17 protein-coding genes and 1 pseudogene are annotated in these 24177 nt (G+C 56.5%); 11 read left to right on the top strand and 7 right to left on the bottom strand.

The window, feature by feature from the left end:
• The first annotated feature begins 99 nt into the window (after positions 1-99).
• The 4 genes and pseudogenes from Q1K31_RS09970 to Q1K31_RS09955 all read left to right on the top strand — a co-directional run bounded on the left by Q1K31_RS09970 (position 100) and on the right by Q1K31_RS09955 (position 5400).
• A complete protein-coding gene (locus tag Q1K31_RS09970; protein ID WP_300379103.1) occupies positions 100-753 on the top strand; it encodes a hypothetical protein in 654 nt (217 codons plus the stop codon).
• Positions 719-1834: pseudogene (locus tag Q1K31_RS09965) on the top strand (acyl-CoA dehydrogenase); the annotation flags it as partial. The gene Q1K31_RS09970 and the pseudogene Q1K31_RS09965, both read left to right, overlap by 35 nt.
• A 1-nt stretch (position 1835) precedes the next feature.
• Positions 1836-3083 carry a CaiB/BaiF CoA-transferase family protein gene (locus Q1K31_RS09960; protein WP_300379102.1) on the top strand — a complete coding sequence of 416 codons (1248 nt, stop codon included), beginning with the start codon at positions 1836-1838 and terminating at the stop codon, positions 3081-3083.
• 181 nt (positions 3084-3264) lie between these two features.
• Positions 3265-5400, top strand: coding sequence for a TonB-dependent receptor (locus Q1K31_RS09955; protein ID WP_300379101.1), 2136 nt, complete (start codon positions 3265-3267; stop codon positions 5398-5400).
• 214 nt (positions 5401-5614) lie between these two features.
• Here Q1K31_RS09955 and Q1K31_RS09950 read toward each other — a convergent pair whose 3' ends face one another.
• The 4 genes from Q1K31_RS09950 to Q1K31_RS09935 all read right to left on the bottom strand — a co-directional run bounded on the left by Q1K31_RS09950 (position 5615) and on the right by Q1K31_RS09935 (position 11246).
• The gene (locus Q1K31_RS09950; protein ID WP_300379100.1) at positions 5615-6388 is read right to left on the bottom strand and encodes a right-handed parallel beta-helix repeat-containing protein; all 774 of its coding nucleotides are present in this window, start codon (positions 6386-6388) and stop codon (positions 5615-5617) included.
• Between the two features lie 152 nt (positions 6389-6540).
• On the bottom strand, positions 6541-7977 hold the full coding sequence (locus Q1K31_RS09945) for a peptide MFS transporter (protein WP_300379099.1): 1437 nt from the start codon (positions 7975-7977) through the stop codon (positions 6541-6543).
• Positions 7978-8014: 37 nt separating this feature from the next.
• Complete coding sequence (locus Q1K31_RS09940; RefSeq protein WP_300379098.1) at positions 8015-9880, bottom strand: amidohydrolase family protein; 1866 nt, start codon at positions 9878-9880, stop codon at positions 8015-8017.
• Positions 9846-11246: a hypothetical protein gene (locus tag Q1K31_RS09935; RefSeq protein ID WP_300379097.1), complete on the bottom strand. Its 1401-nt coding sequence runs from the start codon at positions 11244-11246 to the stop codon at positions 9846-9848. The genes Q1K31_RS09940 and Q1K31_RS09935 overlap by 35 nt, the downstream gene beginning before the upstream one ends.
• Positions 11247-11518: 272 nt before the next feature.
• Between Q1K31_RS09935 and Q1K31_RS09930 the strand changes: the two genes are divergently transcribed.
• Both Q1K31_RS09930 and Q1K31_RS09925 read left to right on the top strand, forming a co-directional pair.
• Positions 11519-12592 (top strand): PepSY domain-containing protein, encoded by a 1074-nt coding sequence (locus Q1K31_RS09930; RefSeq protein ID WP_300379096.1) that lies wholly within the window; start codon positions 11519-11521, stop codon positions 12590-12592.
• A 129-nt stretch (positions 12593-12721) separates the two neighbouring features.
• Positions 12722-13708 (top strand): LysR substrate-binding domain-containing protein, encoded by a 987-nt coding sequence (locus tag Q1K31_RS09925; RefSeq protein ID WP_300379095.1) that lies wholly within the window; start codon positions 12722-12724, stop codon positions 13706-13708.
• Here the strand turns inward: Q1K31_RS09925 and Q1K31_RS09920 are convergent.
• On the bottom strand, positions 13705-14709 hold the full coding sequence (locus tag Q1K31_RS09920; RefSeq protein ID WP_300379094.1) for a serine hydrolase: 1005 nt from the start codon (positions 14707-14709) through the stop codon (positions 13705-13707). The two genes, Q1K31_RS09925 and Q1K31_RS09920, sit on opposite strands and share 4 nt — an antisense overlap.
• Before the next feature lie 358 nt (positions 14710-15067).
• Here Q1K31_RS09920 and Q1K31_RS09915 point away from each other — a divergent pair, with 358 nt between their 5' ends.
• The 5 genes from Q1K31_RS09915 (at position 15068) to ald (ending at position 21149) form a co-directional block, all read left to right on the top strand.
• On the top strand, positions 15068-15736 hold the full coding sequence (locus Q1K31_RS09915; protein ID WP_300379093.1) for an FMN-binding negative transcriptional regulator: 669 nt from the start codon (positions 15068-15070) through the stop codon (positions 15734-15736).
• A 100-nt stretch (positions 15737-15836) separates the two neighbouring features.
• Positions 15837-17210, top strand: a complete 1374-nt coding sequence (locus tag Q1K31_RS09910) for an aspartate aminotransferase family protein (protein ID WP_300379092.1) — start codon at positions 15837-15839, stop codon at positions 17208-17210.
• Between the two features lies 1 nt (position 17211).
• Positions 17212-18684 carry an NAD-dependent succinate-semialdehyde dehydrogenase gene (locus Q1K31_RS09905; protein ID WP_300379091.1) on the top strand — a complete coding sequence of 491 codons (1473 nt, stop codon included), beginning with the start codon at positions 17212-17214 and terminating at the stop codon, positions 18682-18684.
• The gene (locus Q1K31_RS09900) at positions 18684-20009 is read left to right on the top strand and encodes a putative porin (RefSeq protein ID WP_300379090.1); all 1326 of its coding nucleotides are present in this window, start codon (positions 18684-18686) and stop codon (positions 20007-20009) included. Before Q1K31_RS09905 ends, Q1K31_RS09900 begins: the two co-directional genes overlap by 1 nt.
• A 51-nt stretch (positions 20010-20060) precedes the next feature.
• Complete coding sequence (ald, locus tag Q1K31_RS09895) at positions 20061-21149, top strand: alanine dehydrogenase (RefSeq protein ID WP_300379089.1); 1089 nt, start codon at positions 20061-20063, stop codon at positions 21147-21149.
• 373 nt (positions 21150-21522) lie between these two features.
• Here ald and Q1K31_RS09890 read toward each other — a convergent pair whose 3' ends face one another.
• Positions 21523-22788 (bottom strand): amidohydrolase family protein, encoded by a 1266-nt coding sequence (locus Q1K31_RS09890; protein WP_300379088.1) that lies wholly within the window; start codon positions 22786-22788, stop codon positions 21523-21525.
• A complete protein-coding gene (locus Q1K31_RS09885) occupies positions 22785-24167 on the bottom strand; it encodes an amidohydrolase (protein ID WP_300379087.1) in 1383 nt (460 codons plus the stop codon). Before Q1K31_RS09885 ends, Q1K31_RS09890 begins: the two co-directional genes overlap by 4 nt.
• Between the last annotated feature and the right edge of the window lie 10 nt (positions 24168-24177).

Genomic DNA, 24177 nt, shown 5'->3' with positions numbered 1-24177 from the left:
ATCATGCCCGGATCCCCCCCTTCTTTTCGTTTTCCCTCATGAAGCCCCGCCCAAAAAGCAATTGACCAGGGGCATGGATCAAGAAAGGGGAACTTGTGCATGGCGGACATGACAACTAAGCCCAAAGTCACGAAACTAAGATTTGCCTCCCGGTCACTCGACCACCCCAGGGAAAGCTGCGGTGATGCCGCCGGCTCCCGCCCATACAGCTTCGTTTCACCAGTAATGGCCGATGCCGCAGGCGTCGCGATCGCCATTCTTGACGGCGACGGCTACATCACGTTCCAGAATGAAACCTGTACACATGTACTGGCGCGCTCTACGAGCGCGCTGTTTGTCCTGAACGGAGAATTGCGCGCAAGACGGCGCAGTGACCTGCATAAACTTAAGAGCGCTCTTGATATCGCCACTCGTGATAACAAACCATCGGCATTCCGGGTTCATAATCTCGACGATGAAAAGTCACTCGAGATCCTGATATCCAGTCTGCCTGCAGGGCCAAACAGCGCTCCCCTGATTGCTCTTATAATACGAAGCCCTTCAGACATCTCACCAGATCCAGAACTCCTCTCACAGCTCTACGGCCTGACACCCGCAGAAGCTGGCCTCGCCGAAGTTCTCATACGAGGAGAGGGGCTGGCAAAGGCCTGCGAAGCCCGCGGTATTTCCGTCAACACGGGCAAAGGCTATCTGAAACGGATATTCCAGAAGACCGGAAGACGAGGAGAGATCAGTTCAGAAGACGGCGCATGATTTCGCCCAGAACCGTCTTCTGCCGGGCATTGTCGAGGCCAATCGCAATGGAACCTTTGATCGCCAGATAATGAAAGAAATGGGGTCGCTTGGCCTACTGGGGCCAACCGTTTCCGAATATGGCGGCGCAGGCGTCAGCCATGTCTCGTATGGCTTGGTATCGCACGAGGTGGAAGCCGTCGACTCAGGCTATAGGTCCGCTCTCAGCGTTCAGTCCTCTCTCGTCATCCATCCAATTCACGCCTACGGAAATGAGGCGCAGCGTGAGCGCTGGCTTCCCGGCCTTATATCTGGAGATCTCATTGGCTGCTTCGGCCTCACTGAGCCGGATCACGGTTCCGACCCGGGAAACATGTCCACCCGCGCCACCAAAGTTGATGGAGGCTACCGGCTTTCGGGGGCCAAGATATGGATTACCAACAGCCCTGTCGCAGACGTGATGGTCGTCTGGGCAAAACTGGATGGTTCTATCCGCGGGTTCGTTCTTGAGCGTGGAATGGAAGGCCTCTCTACGCCTGAAATCAAGGGCAAACTCGCTCTGAGGGCTTCCGCGACAGGCGAAATCGTCATGAATGATGTTTTCGTTCCGGAAGAAAACCTTCTCCCGGGCGCTTCGGGATTGTCCGGTCCCTTTGGCTGTCTCAACAAGGCCAGGTTCGGAATTGCCTGGGGCGCACTTGGCGCAGCGAGAGCCTGCTGGAAGGCTGCGCGTGGTTATACGATGGACCGAACGCAGTTCGGTCGGCCTCTGGCTGCCAACCAGCTTATTCAGCGCAAGTTGGCAGACATGCAAACTGAAATCTCGATTGGCCTCCAGTCATGCCTGAAAGTCGGACGTCTTCTGGATAACAGCTCCGCTACCCCGGAAATGATCTCACTGATCAAACGCAACAGCACAGGCAAAGCCCTCGACATCGCACGCATGGCCCGCGACATGCACGGCGGCAACGGCGTCTCCGACGAGTTCCACGTCATGCGCCATATGTGTAATCTCGAAGCCGTAAATACCTATGAAGGCACGCACGACATTCACGCGCTGATCCTGGGCCGCGCACAGACCGGACTAGCCGCGTTTACCTGACATGGCACGTGCTCTCGAAAATATCCGTATCCTCGATCTGAGCCGGGTACTCGCAGGCCCTTGGGCGACACAGCTGTTGGGAGATCTAGGTGCAGAGATCATCAAGGTCGAACGCCCCGAAGGTGGTGATGACACACGCAGCTGGAGCCCGCCCTATCAGGAAGGTGAAGAGCCGGGGACACGGGAAGCCTCATATTTCCTGAGTGCAAACCGCAACAAAAAGTCTATCTGCATCGACATCTCCTCGCCGGCTGGTCAGAAGGTCGTGCGCGATTTGGCGGCGTCATCAGACGTGCTGGTCGAGAATTTCAAGACCGGGTCGCTCGCAAAATACGGACTCGATGCCAACAGTCTTCGCAGGATCAATCCCCGACTGGTCTATTGCTCGATAACAGGCTTCGGCCAGACCGGACCATATGCGAGCCTGCCAGGCTATGACCTGTTGATACAGGCCATGGGCGGGCTGATGAGCATTACCGGTGTTCCGGATGGCCAGCCCGGCGCTGGACCTATGAAAGTCGGTGTCGCACTCGTCGATATTCTGACCGGTCTTTACGCGGCAAATGCCATTCAGGCGGCTTTGCTCCACCGCACAAATACCGGTGAAGGTCAGGCGATCGATGTTTCATTGCTCGATTGTCTTGTCGCTGCAATGGCGAACCAGTCACAGGGCTACCTTGCGACCGGCAAGAACCCCACACGCATGGGCAATGCCCATCCCAGCATATGTCCATATGATGTCTACGAAACCGCAGACGGCCATGTGGTCCTGGCTGTCGGTAATGACAGGCAGTTCCAGAAACTATGCGACTGCATCGGTCTAAGTGGCCTCGCTGATGATTCTCGTTTCTCGACCAATGCTGCCCGCGTGGCAAATCGGGATGTCTTGACTGCCATCCTTCACGAGAAACTCATCAGCCAGCCGACCCGGCATTGGCTGGACCTGCTTGAGAACAGCGATGTTCCTGCTGGTCCGGTCAACAAAATAGCCGATGTGTTCGCAGACCCGCATGTCCAGGCCCGTAACACGGAAATCACGCTTGATCATGCAGGTCTGGGAAAAGTGCCCGGCGTCGCATGCCCGGTTCGCCTCAGTGAAACTCCCGCCACACACCAGTCCGCCGCCCCCCTCTTGGGAGAACATACTGATGATGTTTTGCAAACTGTTCTCAATTATTGCCCGAACGAGGTCACGCGACTAAATGCCGAGCGCATCATCAGTACCGCACATAAGAAGTCTGACGAGTGACAGGCAGAAACATTCAGAACGCTGTCCTTAATCCAATGAAGAATCTGTCTGCCTGACTTGGTGATGTCCCTTGGAACGTTGCGGTGCGCCATTCGCACCACCGCGTTCGTTTTTGGCATCTGCCCAAACGATTGTTTGTCCTTCTTCATGCTGAAGTACAAAAAAGCGAGGGGCCATAAACATGACACGCAAGTACCTTCTGACAACCGGTAGCGCTCTTGTCGCAATGATGAATATTGCTGCTGCCAACGCGCAATCGACCGAACCACCCGCAGAAGATGAAGCGCTGGTTCAGTCCGCTATCATGGTCACCGCGCAAAAACGCGAGCAGCGCCTGATTGATGTGCCAATGGCGATAGAGTCCATCTCTGGGGACAATCTCTCCAAGCTCGGCGTAGACAATATACAGGATCTGTCTTTCAACGTGCCCGGGCTGACCATGCGCGAAGACGGGCCCGGAAGCTACACGATCTTCATCCGCGGCCTTGCCAACCAGTCTGGTTCGGGGGCCCTCGTCGGCATGTATCTCGACGAAGCACCGCTCTCCTTGAGCGGCTATAACCAGCTAAGCCCGGTCCCACTGGATTTGGAGCGCGTGGAAGTCCTGAAAGGCCCACAGGGCACTCTTTATGGCCAAGGAGCTGCCGGGGGCGTCATCCGCTTTATTACAGCGGACCCCGTGCTCGATAGGGTCGAGGGAAAGGTCAAGGGTGAAGTCTATACCGTGTCGGAAGGAGAGACTGGCCAGAAAGGCGAACTCGTCTTCAATACACCACTTATCGAGGACAAGCTGGCAGTGCGTTTTGCGCTCGGTCTGGAGAATGGTGGAGGCTGGATCGACCAACCTGAAGCCGGTATCGAGGACGGCAATGGAACAGAGCTTGTCAATGCCCGTGGCAAGATCCTCTGGGAACCGACAAGCAACTTTTCCGCCAAGGCCATGGTCCAGATTCACCGTGCCGAAACAGAGCTCGGCATGGGCTATGAAGAACCCGACCGGACAGTCGATGTCGGCCCGGACCGCAGCAAGGTCATGATCCCGAAGAAGTTCGACTTCGATATCTATAATCTCGAACTGAACTACGATTTCGGATTTGCAGAACTAACCTCGTCGACAACACAGATCGAACACGACCACCAATACCCCTTCACCTATATCCCCCGCGAAGGAAACTACTCCTTCGGGATTGTTGAAGGTAATAATGATCGCTTTATTGATGCCGAACAGTTCTCCCAGGAACTTCGCCTGTCAGACGCGGGCGACCGGTTTGCATGGACGCTGGGCGCATTCTACAGCACCGGGGAACGCTCATTCACGGAAGACTACGAATACGCCTACGCCGCAAACGGCGATCTATACCAGGGCGGCGGCATCCTCATTGATGATCTATACTACTTCTCGGGCTCGACATCCGACTCCTACTCCCTGTTCGCGGACGGCTCATACGACGTAACCGACAGGCTTACCCTGGGGGCTGGTCTGCGTTACTTCCACGATGAACAGACAAGCCTGATCGAGGATGCTCCCGGAACAGGCACTGAACAGTCGGCAACTTTCGAGTCGGTCGACCCCCGTGTTTACCTGACTTACAAGTACGCTCAGGCTGCGACCATCTATGCGAGCGCAGGGTCCGGTTTCCGGAGCGGCGGTTTCAACCGCGAACCGGTCGAGCCGTACGATCCGGAAAACATCCTGACTTACGAGCTCGGCACAAAGGGCAATACCAGCAATTTCCAGTATGATGTCGCTGTCTTTTTCACCGAATATAAGGACATGGTCCGCCGCCGTCTCACTGAAGTGAACGGCGCCTTACTCGGGGAATCGAGCAATATCGGCAAGGTCGAGGTTAAAGGCGTCGAAGCAGGACTGGCCTATCAGCCAGTATCGGGCCTGACCCTGTCGGCCAATGCCGCCTATCTCGACAGCGAAATTGTCGAGACAGCCGATACAGACCAGGTCAACAATGTCGGTGATCCAACCGATTATACACCAGAGCTGAGCTACACGCTCGGTATCAACTATGACTTTGACTGGGCCCCCAACTATCCCGGCTTTGCCCGTGTTGGTTTCAACCATCGCGACGAAGTCACGTACATCGACCGCTCCAGCTTCCTGCCCTCGGCCCTGCCCCAGAGTTCGGATGCCCTGAACCTTCTGAATGCCCGTGCCGGTGTGCAGGTCGGCAATGTCGATCTCGAAGTCTATGCCACGAATATCACGGATGAGAACAAATCGATCGATCCGTATCAGGGCTGGGCAAACGCCAACCGTACACAACCGCGGGTTATCGGCGTCAGTGCGGCTTATAGTTTCTAGGGGACACAGGTCCCCAGAACCGAGACGGCCGGAAAGTCTCTAGTTTTCTGGCCGTCATTCGACCTCCTCCCTCACTCACATCAAGCCCGGTCTCTCAGAAGGGACCGGGTCTTTTTGTAACCAGGCATATAAAAAACCGGGTCGCACGCAGCGACCCGGCCTTCCAGACAGTGTCCGTTCTCACTGCACCGGGCTCAGATGCCGGCGTGCAATTTTAGCGCCCCGAACACGCCTGCGCATCCCCCAGCAGGACACGGCCGGCATCTTCTTCGCCAGTATCCGCGTCATTGCCTGTCATCTCACCGCCGCAAAGCAGGATCTGGCTATGGCCAGCCGCCCGGGCACCGTATGGGGAGTTACTCACGATATCTGTGTCGGCGCTGCGAATGTAGGCGTTGTCTTCCGTATAGAGGCCATCATCCTGATTACCCTCGATCAGACTGCCAGAAACCTGGACGGTCGCCTCCATATAGGCAGCTATCGCAGCAGACTCGCTTCCCGTGATAAGGCTTTCCGTCAGATTAAGATGTGCCGTCTCTTCCAGCCATACACCAAGATGTGACTGCGCGATGGTCAGGTTACGTGCAGTGACATGTCCTGTTTCGCGGCCCGTAACAGCCATCTTGTCAACACCAGCTATGCGCACTGAGTCCAGTTCGACATTGCTTGCGATCGTAAAAATGCCATGGCCATCATAAATATCATCTTCCGGCTCCAGGTAGGTAAAATCCGAGATGCCAAGTCCTGAAATCTTCACGGTAGAGTCATTTATGACAATCGCGCTGACAGGGTAATCCTCGCTACCTGCCAGAACAGCACCAGGCTCTCCAATCAGGGACAACTCCTTGCCCTCGATGACCAGCGCACCGCGCACAACAAGATCCTGAAAGGGCACGTCACGATAGGCACTGGCCATATAACGGCCCTCGCGCAGATGGATGAGCGCGCCCGGTATTGCCTCGTCGACCGCCTTTTGTAGTCCGGCCATGCCGATATAATCACAGGTATGTGCGACTTCTGGTTTAGCACAGACCATAAGGCCGCTTACCTCATCCTGGCCCGGTGATACGGCAGGCACCGCACATGATGCCGCCATGATAAGGACTGGCAGTGAAACTGCCGCAGAAAGGTGGTTTCGCACTATTGTGTCTCCTGCTGAAGCGGCTCTGCAGGAGGTGTGGCATCCTCTGCGTCCAGTTTCATCAAACGAGTGAGGACAGGCCGAAGCCCAATGATCAGCACTGCGGCAATACCGACGATCGCAGCATGCATCAGCCAGAAGTTCGCACTCGACATCTGTTCGTAAAACCGCGCGAGCCAGCCACTGAATAGCCCGCCAAAGAAGATCGCCAGGTAATATGAGCCCACCATCATTGAGTTAACCGACTCCGGGGCTGCACGGGATGTCAGCGCCAGCGCAATCGGACCGACATAGAGAAAACCGACACCACAGATAAAGTGGAAGATGACGGGCCATACTAGCGCAACTGCTTCCCCGCCTGACAGGAGGTCTCCAAGCCCAAGCAGAACGAAGGCACTAGCGAAAACACCGCATCCAATTGCCAGCTTGATAAGGTCACTCGGCTCTGCTTTGCGCCGCGACTGGACCCGCCAGTACCACAACACCAATGGCGCGAGGATCAGGACGGCTGTTGAATCAAGAGACTGGAACCATGTGACCGGGATGTTCATTCCGAAAATCGAGCGATCGACATCGGTCCTTAGCCAGAGTGGATAAGCATTCCAGACCTGGCTTTGCGCAGCCCAGTAAAGCGATGTAAGTGCCAGCATGGCCAGTATCGAGAGAATGACGACACCATCCCCTTTTTGCAGCTTCGGGCGCTCATCCTTGGCCGTGATCGTATCGACCGGCAGGTGCGAGTGCCCCATCAGGTAAACGACAAGCCCGATAAGCATCCCGATACCCGCAGCACCGAACCCGTAGTGCCAGCCATAGACTTCACCCAGCGTCCCGCACACCAGCGGCGCAACCGAAGCGCCAACATTAATGCTGAAGACATAAATGGAGTAACCAGAGTCCCGGCGTTTATCCGACTTGGCATAGAGAGCACCGACTTGCGCAGCCAGATTGCCCTTCAGTAGGCCAGACCCGAGCACAAGCATGAGAAGCGCAAAAAGAAAGCTTGCTTCAAAGGCCATCAGGAAGTGACCCGCCGCCATGAACAGCGCACCAGAAAGGACTGCCTTGCGGCGCCCGAGCACCCTGTCCCCGATCAAGCCCCCCAGAACCGGCGCAAAATAGACGAGCCCGACATAGACACCGAAAACCTGCGAGGCCAGCGCCTGCACGCTTAGCGGGCCAAAGATGAACTCGAAGAAACTCCGGAACGGCTCGAAAACGGCCACATTGCCTGAGTTCTCAGGCAGGAAAAGATGCGTTGCCATGTACAGGATAAGCAGGGCCTGCATCCCATAGAAGGAAAACCGCTCCCAGGCCTCAGTGAAAACGATATACGCAAGCCCCTTCGGATGGCCGAGGAAAACCGCGTCTTTCTTATCGTCCGATATCTCTCCAACAGGTAGATCCTGAGTGTCGGTTCTGGATACATCGCTCATTCAGAAAGTCCTTCACTAGACGGTGCCGGACACCAGGTCATTCATCGCCCCATGCGGGCTTCCAGTTGATATGCTTGGGCACATCGTTGACTTCCCAGTAAAATGGACGGCGCGGGCGATCATGATTGCCGACCTCGTCCATGCTGTACGTGTCGTACAGACGGCCATTCACCATGGTCCGGGAAACAGTTTCAGTATTACGGATATCGTCGAGCGGATTGCCCTCGAGAACGATAATGTCGGCCAGCTTGCCCTCTTCGATAGAACCAATCTGTCCCTCAAGCCCGAGAGTGGTTGCCCCGTTGATCGTTCCAGCTCTGAGGACGTCCAGATTGCTCATGCCGCCCTCGGACAGCAGTTGCAGCTCCCAGTGCATGGCAAGTCCGAACACCTGCCCATGGGAACCTGCATTCACAAGGCCGCCCGCATCGTTGAGCGCCTTCATTGACCGGGCCGCCGCACGAAACCCTATGTCCCAGAGCTCGTCGACCGCCTCTATGTTCGTCATGCCACGCACATATGGCGGGGCACCGACCGGGACGGCGAGCGGACTGTAGGAGCTGGTTGTGGTCTGGACAAAGTCATTCACCCGCGGGTCTTCCCAGAGGCGCGATGACTGGAACAGATAGTTCTCGCCCATCAGCTCCCCGAACAGGACAATCAGCGTCGGTGTATGCGCTACCTCGGACCGCGCGAGAAGCTGGATGAAATCGTCATAAAGGTTCTCAACCGGCACATTGTGCTGGAGGTTTACATTGCCATCGAGGACGGCCGAAATCGCATTGAAGTAGTGGCTCTCGCCTTCAACATCGACCATCACGCCGGCCTCGCGCCCGGCCTTGTTCAGCATCTGGCGCTGCTTTCGCTGAACCTGACGGTAGCTCTTGATGATCGTGCCGCCGAGCGCGACTTTACGGTCCATGAAAGTCTCGGCATCGTCATATGTCTCAATCGGAACATAGACCGGATCGTACTTCTGCTTACGCCCATAAGCGACATAGCCGACATCAATGGACCGTGGTCCAACCATGCTCCCCGCCTGAACCATCTCCGCGGCACCATAGGTCGGCAGCTCCGATGTGTAGGGGTCATAGTTGGTCGTCACACCGAAGGCGAGCGCCGCATACCGGGAGCCCTGCTGCTGGGGCAGCAGTCCGGACGAGGCGTAGTAGCAGGTATCAAGATGGCCATGCATGTCGATCAGGCCCGGCATGATCGTCTTGCCTGACGCGTCAACAATATGCGCCTCCGCAGGCACGTCGACTTCATTGGCCGGGCCGACCGAGACGATCCGGTTACCATCGACAACTACGGTGCCGTTTTCGATAATCTTGTCACCATCCATCGTGATGACACGACCACCAACAAAAGCTGTCAGGCCTGCGGGGACATCTGCCCGGAATCGCAGGTCTACCTGTGTGAATATTTCCGGTGCCGCCGCAACATCGCCAATGCTTGCCTTGTAGATATCAGGGCCAAATGCCCAGTAGACACCGCTGGAATTTTTTTCCCAGGTCAGTTCATAGCCACCAATACTTTTCAGCTGCCGGCCTTCGCCAGCATCTAGGACAGACTCTTCTGCGCCTGCATCAAACGGAGCGGCGTAATAATGCTGGTAATGACGGTACGCGATCCACTTCAGATCAGGGCTTAGCTTCAGCTCATTCGTATCGGAGCTCTGTGTACGCAGATGCGTTTTATGATCTTGCCCGTCCAACGCTACACTTTCCAGCGTCGTCACCATTGTGCCGCTGGCATACCCCTCGGTCGTGAAGAAGACACGCGTTCCATCGGGAGAAAACCTTGGATAGCCACCAGAAACACCCAGGCTTCTCGGTGTGCCGCCCTCTGCAGGTAACCAGTAAAGACTAGCCTCCGCCTTGTGTCCCCCCCAGACAGTCATCACCTTCCGCGATCCGGAAAAGGATCTTCGAGCCATCCGGCGAGTAGACAGGCTCACGAACAATGCCCGCAGTTTGGAAAAGGCTGACAACCTCGCCGTCTGCCTTTCTGACCTTCAGCTCACCACCGCTGACATCGTCCCATTCTACAAAAGCAAGCTGTGCACCATCGGGTGAATAGGTTGCCTCCGATTGTGAGGCATGCATGTCAGTCAGTTTTGCAGGCTCTCCTCCAGCAACATCCTGTTGCCAGATACCGCCAAGCGCTGTGAAAGCCAGCGTTTCACGGTCTGGCGAAACGGTAATCTTCGACACCGCTTTGACCTGCACCATGTCCGGATCAAGGTCTTGCGTCAGCCGGACGGGCTTAGTCAGCTGGTGTCGGGAGGTCAGCTTGAACGGGATCTCGCTTGTTTCACCCGTTTCTGTACCGATGCGGAGAATCTTGCCCCCCGCCCAAACGGCAAGGTCCTCCCCGTCAGGAAACCAGGAAAAACGTGGATAATAGTTACCCTGGCCCAGAAAATCCGCCTGGCCGTCCCGGTCCAACCCATCAAAAATGGGGGTTTGCGTTTTCGAGGCGAAATCATAGACAAACAGCATCGTCTCGTCCCTCACCCTGCGGACGAAAGCCATTTTGTCCCCGGACGGTGAAATCGAAGGCGATGTGGCCCCACCAAAGCCGCCTACAACAGTCTCGATATTCCCGGTCTCAATATCCTTCCGGCGGATCGCGAAATGCTTGTGATTGGCGTCGATATAGATCCCTGACGGATGCGGCCCGGTTACTTTCTCTACGAAGTAAAGCGCCTCACCATCCGGCGAGAAAACCGCATCATGTACGTTCTCACCCGTCTCCGGCATGGCCACGATCTGCTCACCTGGCCCGCCTCTTGCCGGATATGTGACCAGTTCAGAGGCGTGCAGGCGGTCAGCTGTGTCAAACATGCGTGCGGCGGCCAGTGTCTCGCCATCAGGGCTCCATGCGGGCTCGACCACAGCAAGAGAGGTCTCGGATGACACCTGGATGGCTTCACCCCCATCCGGACGGGAGGTCCAGATGTTATCAGCTCCGTCCACATCGCTGATGTAGGCAATTTTCGAGCCGTCAGGACTGTATTGCGGGGAGCGCTGCATGGCTGGCCCGCCATGCACCAGACGTGCCGCCCCGCCAGTTGATGGCATGGCATAAATGTCTCCCAGCAAGTCGAACACGATAGTCTCGCCGTCCGGGCTGACATCCAGGCTGATCCAGGTTCCCTCTGTCAGGGTGAACTCAACAGTCTCGTAGGGCTGACCAGTATCGGTGACATCCCATGCAAGAGCGCCCGGGCCATGACCGGCGATGAATACTGTTCCGAAATCCAACTGCTGCCAGAGACCTGAAGTTCATGAATGCCACCTCCCAGCGGTTATGATTTCGACATGCTTCAGCCCGCCCACCGTGAAAACGGGCCTGGGCCAGTTTGCATTTTTATGACTTCATCATGTCCCAATAGCACTGGCGAAGGCGCTTAGGGCGCAAGTTTCGGTGCGTTATCCGCACCACATGCCGCACGCTTCGCATCTGTCAGGCAAATCCGGGTTCCTGCGATAATCGCTCCAGCGCAAATAATCTGTATCTGCACACTGGAGGCCCTATGCGTTTTCCTCGACTCCTCGTGATCCACAGATGGATCAGTCTGGCATTTGTTGCTCTCTGGATTCTGCAGGCCGCATCCGGTCTCGCCATAGGGTTTCGCGCTGATATCGATGATTTTTTCCTCGGTCAGGATGCAACTGCCACAAACGCGGAAGCACTCGAGAAAGCAGTCACCGAGCTACAGGCAAATGGCGACAATATTTCCTCCATCTGGATTTCAGGCGGACGTGAAGGCCAATATGATGCCTACCTGACCCGGGATGGAGAGCACCGCACGGTACGAATAGATGGCGCAGGTACATTTATACGCGACAGGTCGGATGAACAGCTCTTTTCCGATGGCGCCATTTTCGAAACCCTGACCCAGTTTCACAAATCACTCATGCTCGGAAACACGGGATATATCATCTTCTTCATCTCCGGCTGTCTCCTGCTCTCCAATATCTGCCTCGGGCTATGGATGGGGTGGCCCAGACGCAAACGCCTGAAAGGATTCACAAAAACGAGGAAAGCTCCATCAGCTATTACGCTATCAGGTTGGCACTGGCGCATCGGTTTTTGGGGCTTACTACCTGCACTTGTCGTGATTTCGGCAGGCATCGCTCTGAATCAGGCCGACTTCGTGGAGAACACGCTCGGCGTTGAAGAAGCTTCCCCAGAGAGGCAGGACTATTCATCCGGAACCACAATCAGCCTTGCTACCGCCATTGAAACCGCATTGGCTGAATACCCGGGCTCAACCCTCGTGGCGATCAATCTGCCAAGCGATGACAGCACCTGGTACAAGTTCCGCCTGAACGCTCCGGGAGAGATGCCACGGCTTTATGGTGCAACACGCGTCTTCGTGGGGTTGGATGGTGAGGTCCTGCTTACTCACGATGCCGCCAATAGCGCCTTCAATGCGCGTATCGCCGAGGCACTCTATCCTGTCCATACAGGACAGATTGGTGGTTTGGTTGGAAGACTGGTGAATACCGCCGTAGGCATCTGGCTGTTGGTTATGATGTATCTCGGCCTCCGCCTTTGGATGAACAAACGCCAGCGTAGCGGCGCTGCCTCACCATCACCCTGATTACGCTTCCCCTGCCCCATGGCCGGCCTGAGCTGCTGAAACGCTGCACGAAAACCCCTGCAGAGCTTGACTTCACAACAAGACGGACCGTCAATTATGCAACAGTTCAGTGACGACGGAATAATGAGCATGGTCGACCTTAAGGACGTTCCATCACAGTCAGGCCAGCAGCCGCCTGTCCGCAAGGCCCTCCCCCCCTTTGAAGGCTTGCGGGCCTTTGATGCGATTGCCCGTCTTGGCGGGGTCCGCAAGGCCGCCAAATGGCTCGACCGGGACCATGCCGTACTCAGTCGCCACCTGCGCACCCTTGAAGACTGGGTCGGCGTGACGCTTGTCGAGCGTGTCCCTACAGGCCTGGTGCTCACAGAGGCCGGCAAGGATTATCACAAATCGATCTCCACAGCCCTGGACACAGTGGCCCACGCCACCCTCGACCTGCTTAACCAGGGCATGCATCACCAATTACTGATCTGGAGCACGCCGGGGTTTGCCCAGCAGTGGCTTTCCCGGAGACTCGCCTCACTCGAGCGGGTCAACAAGGATGTCGAAATCGAGTTGAAACCGTCTGTCACACCACCTGATTTCCTCTCACATGAAGCCAACGTGGATATTCGCTACTGGGCCTCCTATGAAGAGTTGGAAGACCTGCCGCCAAACATGCGCAGCCAGGTCATCGCACAATCGCCGATCATCCCGGTCGCAAGCCCCGAATATCTAGAAGACAAGCCCGAGATCACGACACCGGCTGAGCTCCTCAACCACCAGCTTCTGCACGAGAACACGACACGCACCTGGGAAATCTGGCTGACATCCTTGGGAGTTGATTGCGGCAATGGGCTGAGAGGCCCTCTTCTCTGGCAGGGAAACCTGACGAGCGATGCCTCACGGCACGGTAGCGGTATTGCTCTGAGCAACCCCCTGATTGCTTCCAAACATCTGGAACGGGGCGACCTTGTCTGGATCGGCAAGGATAATCCCGCCTTCCCTCTCAGGCTTGGAAACTATGTCCTGATCGCGCGGCGGGACCGCTGGGATGAGCCCAGCCTGCGCAAATTCAGGGTCTGGCTGACCAACACGATCGCCAAGGACACCCCGGAATACAAACCGGCTCCCTAACCGAGCGCATCTACTGCGGCATTGAAAAAGTCGTTATCGGGAATGGTCTCAGAAAATTTGGGTTTCGACCGGCAGCTCATGACCGTGAGCACGATACGCCGCGTCGGATTGATATAGATGTACTGGCCGAAAATCCCGCGTGCACTGAAGGCCCGTTCTGAAAAATTGCCATCACGGTCAGGTACAGGCCACCACATGTAGCCGTAGTTCAATGGGTCATTCCCGGCCATGCGCGGCTCAGTCGCTTCCCTGAACCACCCCTCCGGCACGACGGGCTCTCCATCGATAACGCCTTCATTAAGCGCAAACAGGCCGAGACGCGCATAATCATGCAAGGTCGCGCAGATACCACTGCCAGCAACTTCCAGCCCGCCAGGGGATTCCAGCCACCATGCCCCATCATCCTGCATGCCAAGCCGGGACCACATCCTTTCCGAGCAATAATCGGACAGCCATTTGCCTGTGGCTGCCCTGACCAGCGCGCCTACCACATGTGTTTCGCCAGTACTGTAGTTCCAGACCTGCCCGGGTTCTGCAATGCGCGGCAAGGAGGCCATGAAATTCATGATCTCACCCGGCTTCTGGGCGACTTGCAGGTCGAGCATGGTCCGGCGCTCAGAGCTCTCCACGGTATGGGTATCATCCCATTTCACGCCAGAGGTCATCTGCAACAGGTGCCGGATCGATACCCCATCATAGCCGCTACCATTCAGTTCAGGCAGGTACTCCACCAGTTGGTCATCTACGCCGCCAATGTACCCATCCTTGATAGCCGCCCCGACCAAAGTTGTCGAAACCGACTTTGCCATGGACATCGACATCCAGCGTGTATCGGACGTGATACCCTGATCGTGATACTCGTACACGACCTCTCCATCCTTGATCGCAAGCAGGCCAACCAGACGGTTTTGTGAAACATAGTCGTACAGGTCATAGACTTTGCCGTTCGAAGGGATGGGAAAATCACTCATCCAGTTTGGAGACGACGGGATAGGCGACACTGGACCTCCTCTGGCAATCGTTCGCACCGGAAAAATCTGATCGGTGTTGCTGAACGTTTTCATCTGAACATTCGGCATCAGCTTGCCCGCGTAAGCGGTTACAATATCACCAATTTCCGGTTTATTCTGTTCAGAAGCCTGCTGGAGTGTTGTCACAAGCCTGTCTCCTTGCTGGCGCCCGCCTCATGGCTTTGACGCTGGTGTCCTTCTCCTAACAGTACAGCGCCCAACCCTAATTCTCAGGTGCCAAGAAGACGACCGGCGGTGCGCCTGCCGCACCGGTTTGGCTATATTTCGCGCCTTACAAAGCTAAAGTGGCAAGGGAGAGTGGAGTGGTAACAACACAATGGAAACGCCGATGACGAACATTCACGATACGTGGAAAATGTATATTCCCAAGCCCTACATGGCCCCGGAACCTGTCTCAATCGTTCATGCCTACCCCTTCGGCCAGCTCGTCACCACAAGGGATGACCTGCCTTTCGCAACTTCTGCCCCGATGTACCTACAGGAAACCCCATCGGGAGAGATGCAACTGATCGGCCACATGGCACGCCATAACCCGCACGCCGCCACCCTCCACTCAGGACAGAAAGCTCTCGCCATTTTCCACGGTCCTGACACCTATGTTTCGGCCAGCTGGTACAGAGATCAACGCACAGTGCCGACCTGGAACTATATTGCCGCGCAGGTGCGTGGTGTGCTGGAACCTGTTGATGACGACGAAGACCAGCTGGACATCATGCGTGTCACAATCGCGCAAAGCGAAGCCATTGGCGATGGCAACGCATGGAAGCTTGAAGACGCCCCTGAGGGCAAGGTCGAGACCCTGCTACCGCATATCCGGTCTTTCCGGATTTCAGTCACGCGCATCGACGCTGTCACCAAGCTGAGCCAGACCCAATCAGTCGCCGACCAGGATCGCGTCATCTCTGCTCTGGAAAAACGCGGCAGCATACAGGACCGGGAGATCGCCCGGAATATGCGCGCATACAGAACTGATCATCAGGCACAGGTCCGAAAATAAGGATTGGTGCTCAAACCGCACCACTTCAATCGCTTTAGTCATCTTCTCCGACCGTCCTTTCGAAGCGCAAGATACGCTCAAACATTCGGAAGGACACGCAATGGCGATCGCTCAAAGCAATACAGCTCAATGGCAGGCACTGGACGCCTCGCATCACATCCACCCTTTCTGCGATCCCAAGACGCTCGCAGAACGTGGAACACGTGTCATCACCAGTGCAGATGGATGCTATGTCCATGACAGCGATGGCAATAGGATCCTGGACGGCATGGCCGGGCTGTGGTGTGTGAATGTCGGCTATGGCCGTCAGGAGCTGGTCGATACTGCTACACGGCAGATGTCGGAGCTGCCTTTCTATAACTCATTCTTCCAGAGTTCTACGCCCAGCCAGATCGAACTGGCCCAGAAGCTTTCCGAGATCACACCTGGTGATCTCAATCATTTCTTCTTTGCCAATTCCGGCTCGGAAGCAAATGACACCGTCATCCGTATGGCCCGTCATTATTGGCATGTCCGTGGAAAGCCGGAGAAATACAAGTTCATCGGCCGTAATCTCGGCTATCACGGCAGCACGCTCGCCGCGACAAGCCTTGGCGGTATGAAGCACATGCATGACATGGGATCATCCACGTTGCCGGGCTTCGAACACATCATGGAACCCCACTGGTATGCTCACGGAGGAAACCTCACGCCTGAAGAGTTCGGCCTCCGGGCCGCACAGGCCCTTGAAGAAAAAATCCTCGAAATCGGCGCGGACAACATCGCAGCCTTTATCGGTGAGCCCGTGCAGGGGGCCGGCGGCGTAATTGACCCTCCGTCCACCTACTGGCCGGAAGTCCAGAAAATCTGCCGTAAGCATGACATCCTGCTCGTGTCGGACGAGGTGATCTGTGGATTTGGCCGTCTGGGTGAATGGTTTGGCTGCCAGTATTATGGCGTCCAGCCGGACATAATGCCGATGGCGAAGGGCATGTCCTCAGGCTACCTGCCTATATCAGCGGTAGCCTTCAGTGATGCCATCTTCGAGACAATAAATGAAGGCGGACCAATCCCTCACGGTTACACTTATTCTGGCCACCCCGTCGCCTGTGCAGTGGCTCATGCGAATATCGAAATCATTGAACGCGAGGGACTTGTCGAGCGCGTCAGGGACGATGTCGGCCCCTATCTTCGTGAACGTCTCAAGGAGCTCAGCGAGCAGCACAGCATTATCGGTGAAGTCAGGGGGGCAGGCCTCATTGCTGGTCTGCAGCTGGTCAAGTCCCGTGAAACACGCGAACCATTCACTGCCGAGGACAACGCGGCAAATATCTGCCGTGACATCTGCCTCGACAAGGGGCTCATCATGCGAGCTGTAGGCCAGGCCATGGTGATCTGCCCACCGCTTACGATCACTCACGCGGAAATTGATGAAATCATCGAGAAAGCCTCGGCAGGGCTCACGGAGACCGCCAGAAAGCTCGGAGTCGCCTAGCATGTCCCTCACAACAGAAATGACGCCGGCCGATCTGGCCGGGGCTAACCCTATGCTTCGAAAGATCATCGATCGTATAGAGGCCCGCAAACCCAGCAAAACCTTTGCTGTCCATAATCCAGCAAACGACGCACTGATTGCAGATGTGCCCGATGAGAGTGCTGCGGCAACTGAGAAAGCTGTTACTGCTGCCACCCGGGCACAACCGGAGTGGGCTGGCCTGACAGCGAAAGACCGCTGCACCATCCTCCGCCGCTGGCATGACCTCATCATGACCCATGCCGACGATCTGGCCGCGATCCTGACACTTGAACAGGGCAAGCCGGTGGCTGAAGCACACCGTGAAGTAACATTCGGTGCAACTTATATCGAATGGTTCGCTGAAGAAGCCAAACGCGCTTATGGCGATGTCATCCCGACCAGCGAGGCGTCACGCCTACAGCTCGTGATCAAGCAGCCTGTCGGGGTCGTAGGGGCCATCACCCCGTGGAATTTTCCAAGCGGCATGATCACCCGCAAGGCCGCCCCTGCTCTGGCAGCCGGATGTACGATCGTTCTCAAGCCTTCCGAGGAAACACCACTTTCAGCACTCGCGCTGGAACTTCTGGCCGAAGAGGCTGGCTTTCCGGAAGGCGTATTCCAGGTCGTCACGTCGAAAGACCCTGCAGCTGTTGCAGGGGTCCTTACAGGCGATCCACGCATCAGGAAAATTTCCTTCACCGGCTCCACGCGTGTCGGGAAGCTCTTGATGGGGCAGAGCGCGGAAACGGTAAAACGGCTCTCGCTAGAACTGGGCGGTAACGCTCCTCTGATCGTATTCGACGATGCCGACATAGATGCTGCCGTTGCCGGGGCTATCGCTGCGAAATTCCGCAATGCCGGACAGACATGCGTCTGTGCCAACAGGATCCTTCTGCATGCCTCGATAAAGGGGGAGTTTCTCGACAAATTCATCGCCGCCGCGAAAGCCATGAATGTAAGTGATGGCTTTGATCCAGCCTGTGACATGGGTCCGATGATCAATAGCGCGGCAAAACAGAAAACCCGCGCCTTGATCGAAGATGCAATCGCCAAAGGTGCTGAGCTCTCCACATCCGGCAAGGAAATGGACAAAGGCAACTTCCTGCCCCCCATTATCCTGTCAGGTGTCACAAACCAGATGGATATTACCCATACCGAAATCTTCGGTCCGGTGGCACCGATATTCACATTTGAAACGGAAGAAGAAGCCGTAAAGCTGGCGAACGATACCCCCTATGGCCTGGCCGCTTATTTCTGGACACGTGGCATGGCCCGCGCCAGGCGTGTCGCTGAACAGCTGGAAGCCGGCATGATCGGCCTGAACGAGAACGCAATATCAAGCGCTGCGACCCCGTTTGGGGGCATCAAGGAATCCGGTCTGGGTCGGGAGGGCTCCCGCTACGGTCTGGATGACTACCTCGACATCAAATACATCGCGATTGGAGGCCTCTGATGACCGGCCTGATTACGTTCCCCTCAAGAGCATGGCCGGCCAGTCTGAGACATGCTGCATTTATAACGGCAGCATTGATCCTTCCGGCAACAGCGTTGGCCCAATCCGCCTCACCAGAAGATCAGGAAGCCCTTATCGCAGAACTCCAGGAGAAGCTCCGCGAACAGGAAGCCAGGCTGGAAAAGCTGGAGCAATTGATAGCCCAGCCCAGTCCAGAAAGCCCAACAAGTGTACAGAGCGCCTCAGACCCGGCACCTGAGCGGCTTGCGCCACACCGGGCAGCAGCATCGCCTGCTGCACCTGTAAAAGCCTCTCCATTGAAAGTCAGCGGAGACATGCGGTTACGCTACGAGCATAACAATACAGTCGACGGGCAACGTAACGATTCCCGCGGTGCTTTCCGTGGACGTGTCGCGGCGGTTTATAAAGCCTCCCCAGGCCTCAAATTTGGCGCACGTCTGGTAACTGGTGATCCGGACAATCCCAACTCGTCGGACGTTTCACTCTCCAATTTCAATGACGATCTCAAAGTGAGTCTCGACCAGCTCTACGGCATGAAGAGCTTCGGAAGCCTCACTGTCATGGGCGGGAAGTTTCCCAATCCCTTCCGTCGCACGGACCTGGTCTGGGATGGAGACGTGAACCCCCAAGGGGTAGCTGCGCAATATGCTGCGATCGACACAGGCTCAACCCAGATCGGGGCTTCTGCACTTCTCTTTCCGATTGAACGGTCTGTTGGCGGGCCTGACAGCAAGGCCACCGGTTACCAGCTTACACTTGATCACCAGCCGGCTGACACCTGGAGCGTAGGGCTGGCGGCTGGCTATTACGATTATGAAATCGAAGCGACGGACACAGCCGATGCCGGTGACACGAGGACAAACCTTCTGGACGCTTCAGGCACCTACATCTCGGATTTCGACCTGCTCGATATCATCGCGGACCTCTCCTACACGGGGCTGGGAGAGCGGTGGCCCATCTCGCTTCAGGCAGAGTATGTCCAGAACTACGGCGCGGATGCCCATGATACGGGTTACTCGTTTTCCACATCATTCGGACGCACCGAAGCCGTCGGCGAATACAGTTTCGGTTACGGATACAATGTCGCTGAGGCGGATGCCGTTTTTGCCGCTTTCGCCCAGGACAACATCCCCTATGCGAGCAACTATCGACAGCATGCGTTGAGCTTCACGTATGCGCTGAGTGATCAGCTTGATTTCAACACCACACTCTACTCATTCCGGCTGAAAGACGTCTCACTGGTGCCGTTTGGCAACACGGACTGGCAGCAGCGTCTCCGAATCAATCTGGTCGCCCACTTCTAAGGCGCCTGCTCGCCTCTCAAGTTTGAACCTCTTCCCAAAAGGATTGTTGAATTGCGTATCGGCACCCCAAAAGAACTGAAGAATCGCGAGTATCGCATTGGCCTGACCCCGCAGGGAGCCCAGGAACTGGTACGATCCGGCCACACGGTCTTTATTGAAACCGGAGCGGGCGAAGCTGTCGGTTTTACCGATGAAAACTACAAGTCTGCTGGCTGCATAATTTCTGCTGACGCGGATGAACTGTTTGATGCGTCAGACATGATCATCAAGGTGAAAGAGCCTCAACCGGTTGAGATTGCCCGGCTAAGGCCCCATCACACTCTTTTCACCTATCTTCATCTGGCTCCTGACCCTGAGCAGACACAGGGGCTCATGAATTCAGGTGCTACGTGCATTGCCTATGAGACGGTCACTGACCGAAATGGCCGCCTCCCGCTCCTTACCCCCATGAGCGAGGTCGCCGGCCGGATATCAATTCAGGCCGGGGCGAAATACCTGGAAATATCGAATGGTGGCTCTGGCACGCTTCTGGGGGGCGTCACCGGCGTAGCGCCGGGGAATGTCCTCATCATTGGCGGCGGCGTGGCCGGAACGAATGCAGCCGAAATGGCGATCGGTCTCGGCGCGAATGTAACCATTCTCGACCGCTCTCTCGACCGGCTTCGGGAACTGAACCTCATCTTCCAGGGCCGAGCACGTTGCCTGTACTCAACATCCGCAGCCATAGAAGAATGCCTGCGTACAGCCGATCTTGTTGTCGGCGCGGTACTGCTTCCCGGCTCGGCTGCCCCCAAAGTTCTATCTGCAGACCAGATCGCACTCATGCAACCCGGATCCGTTGTCGTAGACATTGCCATCGACCAAGGCGGATGCTTCGAAACCAGCCGGCCGACAACACATGACGATCCTGTTTATGACGTTGGTGGCGTCTGTCACTACTGTGTGACCAACATGCCTGCCGCTGTCGCACGCACGTCCACTATTGCCCTGTCGAACGCCACACTCCCTTTTGCGATGGCCCTTGCCAATCTCGGCATAGACGCAGCCATTAAAGCCGATCCGCACCTGGCAGAAGGGGTCAATGTAGCGGGTGGAAAAATCATCCACCCTGAAATCATTTCCGCGATGGCCACTTCCTAAATAGGGGAGGTGGCCAAAAAATCACACCACTCAGCTTGAAATGGAGATGTCCCCCAGCCGCTCTTGGCCTTCATCTGTCACAATGAACCATCCCTGGTTGAGCTATCATGCCCATGCCATACTGGATGATGGTGGCAGCATTGGCAGCTTTGTCGAAACCTGTCACACTGGAATCATCGCTCTGGGTGACCTCGGCAAAGTTGCCACCTCCGACTCGGTCAATAGATGCCACCTGGAAACGATCATCTCGCTCGTGCAGCGGGTTTCAACACCTCTTAGCGACAAAAACCGGCTATGCCTGACGGCAGCTGAACGTGTGACGGGGACATCAAGGACACGCCCAGTCCCCTGCTGGCTCAACCAGATCCATGCGTTATTGATTCGACTGCAAGCCGTTCTGCTCAGCATACCTTTCAGTTAAAAGGTCCTGCCGGGTTGTCAGCTCCATTTCATCGCCAGCTATCCAGACATGCTTGGCACGGCTCGATGGCTCAAGCGGGTCGCCCTCCCACAGCACCAGATCAGCGCTGTATCCGGGCGCGATCAGGCCGTGAGTATCCCCTACACCCCACATTCGCGCCGGATATACCGTGAGCGCCCTGAGCGCCTCGTCCCATGGCATACCGTAGGCAACCGCAGTACCTGCCGCTTCGCGTATGCCAAGGCCGGCATTGTAACTGGCATGTATACCCGACCGCATGAAAGCCACGGAAACGCCAGCTTTGGCCAGCAAATGGACGGCCTGGTTTCGGGCGCCAATGGAATCGAAACTTTCAGGCAGATTGATCAGAGGATTGAGAACAACCCCCACATCCCTTCCGGCAATCTCTGTGGCGGCACGCCAGGCTTCATCGGCCCCGACAAGTATGAGACGCAGCTCATAGTCGCCAGCCAGCCTGACGGCGTTGCGAATATCGGACTCCCGGCGTGTCGCAATCACCAAGGGGATTTCCCGGGCAAGAACCTGCCGAAGCGCCTGGTGGCCATATGCAGCACAAGACTCTTGCGCTTCCCTGCCAGGCCTTTCCTCCTTCTCTTCGGCAGCCTCGTTAAGTGCACGGCGCAACTGCATCCATTGCGCCGCTCTGGACCCACCGGATTCTTCAGCGCTGGCACCTCCAATCGTCACAGACACAGCCACCTTGCGTCGGGCGGTGCTATCGCCTGAGCCATCAAGCTGCAGCAATGCCGGCATTCCCGTAAATGGGGGCTGGTCGCTTTGGCCCGGTACGATCGCGGCCATTGTCAGCCCGTCTGCGCGGGCAAGTGGAATAAGGGTGGAGTTCGGATTGATGGCGTAGCTGATATCGAAAGCGGCACCTAGATGCCCTTTATCCATGCCCGTGTCAGTCGCCGCCCCTGACGAGCCCATTTCCACAAGCCCAAGCTGTGTCGCGCCATTCATGAAGCCGTAGGTCAAAAGGGCACCGCCAGCATCGAGGCTGGTCACTCCTTCAGGAGGTATGACCTCGGCACCGACCTGCTTGATGATGCCATCCCTGACCAGAACGGCACCATTTTCTATGACCGCCCGGTCTTCTCCTGTGAAAATCCGGGCATTGCGTATCATCAGGTCCTGAGCTGCCGCAGCTGATGAGCAGGCCAGGCAGGCTGATACGATAACGAGTAACAACTTCATTGAACCGTCTCCAGCGCGGGCTGCCCAAGCTCCAGGTCGGAGGTGTGATAGGTCTCTCCAGCTGCCCGGTCGTAGACCAGCGCACCATCGATATAGACGCGCTCGCTCAGTGTGTAGATGCTGAACGGATCGCCCGACCAGATAACGAGGTCTGCACGCTTGCCCGGCTCGAGTGCCCCGGTCTGGTCATCTATGCCGAGCATCCTGGCGGGACTGGATGTTATCCACTTGATCGCCTCCTGAGGTGATATGTCGATCCCGGCGCGGCGTCCTGCAGCCATGGCCTTGGAGGCCTCAATGGGCAGCCTCTGTCCCGTGATCCCGGAATCCGAATGCAGGGCAACACAGGCACCAGCGTCTTCCAGTATGGCCGCATTCGCCCGCACAGCATCGAATATCTCCATCTTAAAGCCCCACCAGTCTGCCCAGACGACCGCGCAGACATCAGCTGCTGCAAGCCGGTCGGCGATCTTGTAGGCTTCGGCGGCATGGTGAAAGGCGGTGATCTGGAAATCGAATTCCTGTGACATCGCCAGCAGGATCGCCATGTCGTCAGAGGTGTAGCAATGAACGTGAAGCCGTAATTCACCGCGCAGGAGATCGACAATCGGCTTGAGGTGAGGAGCGACCTCTCCGGACTTCATGGCCTGTGCAGCCTTGCGAAAGACATGACGCTGGCCCGACACGATCCCCATCCGGCTGGTCGGAAACCTGTCCTTCTCACCATAGGTATATTTTGGGTTTTCGCCGCAGGCCATTTTCAGGCTGGGCGCGGCAGATGGAAACTTTATCTCCTGAACTGAAACGGCATCCAGCGTGCGTATGACAACGCCCTGCCCACCAAACAAGTTGGCAGAGCCGGGCAGTACTTGCGCGGTCGTCACACCCGCCTCACGGAACCGGCTGAAGGTCGGGTCCTGAGTTCGAATTGCGGTTTCGGCGTGAAGCTGCTGGTTATAGGGCCCGCTGGTCTCGTTGACGTCCCAGACGTCGATTTTCTCTTCATAGAAAGGAGGTCCGGCATTCCCCAGATGCGTATGCGGGTCGATGATGCCCGGGGTCACATATTTACCGGCAGCGTCAACAAGCTCGACATCTTCTGGTGTTTCGAGGTCTGTTCCGAGCGCCTCGATGCGCCCGTCACGCACTAGAATTGAAGCCTTCTCGTATAAATTGCCCGCGCCATCGAAGATTTTCGCCCCCTTGATAAAGAGGTCAGGCCCTTCTGGGGGCATATATGTGGATGGGAACGGGTCAGTATGCCCCGTCTCAAGCGGATCACTCCCTGATGCGACTTCATCACAACCGCTGAGGAGCAGGACAAACGCAAGGCAAACACTCCGCGACATCACCATTCTGAAACCCCCTGTCTCACTCATTCGTGCACAC

This window comes from Henriciella sp., assembly GCF_029936995.1.
Lineage (GTDB): Bacteria > Pseudomonadota > Alphaproteobacteria > Caulobacterales > Hyphomonadaceae > Henriciella.
This window is presented reverse-complemented; position numbering and strand designations above follow the sequence as displayed.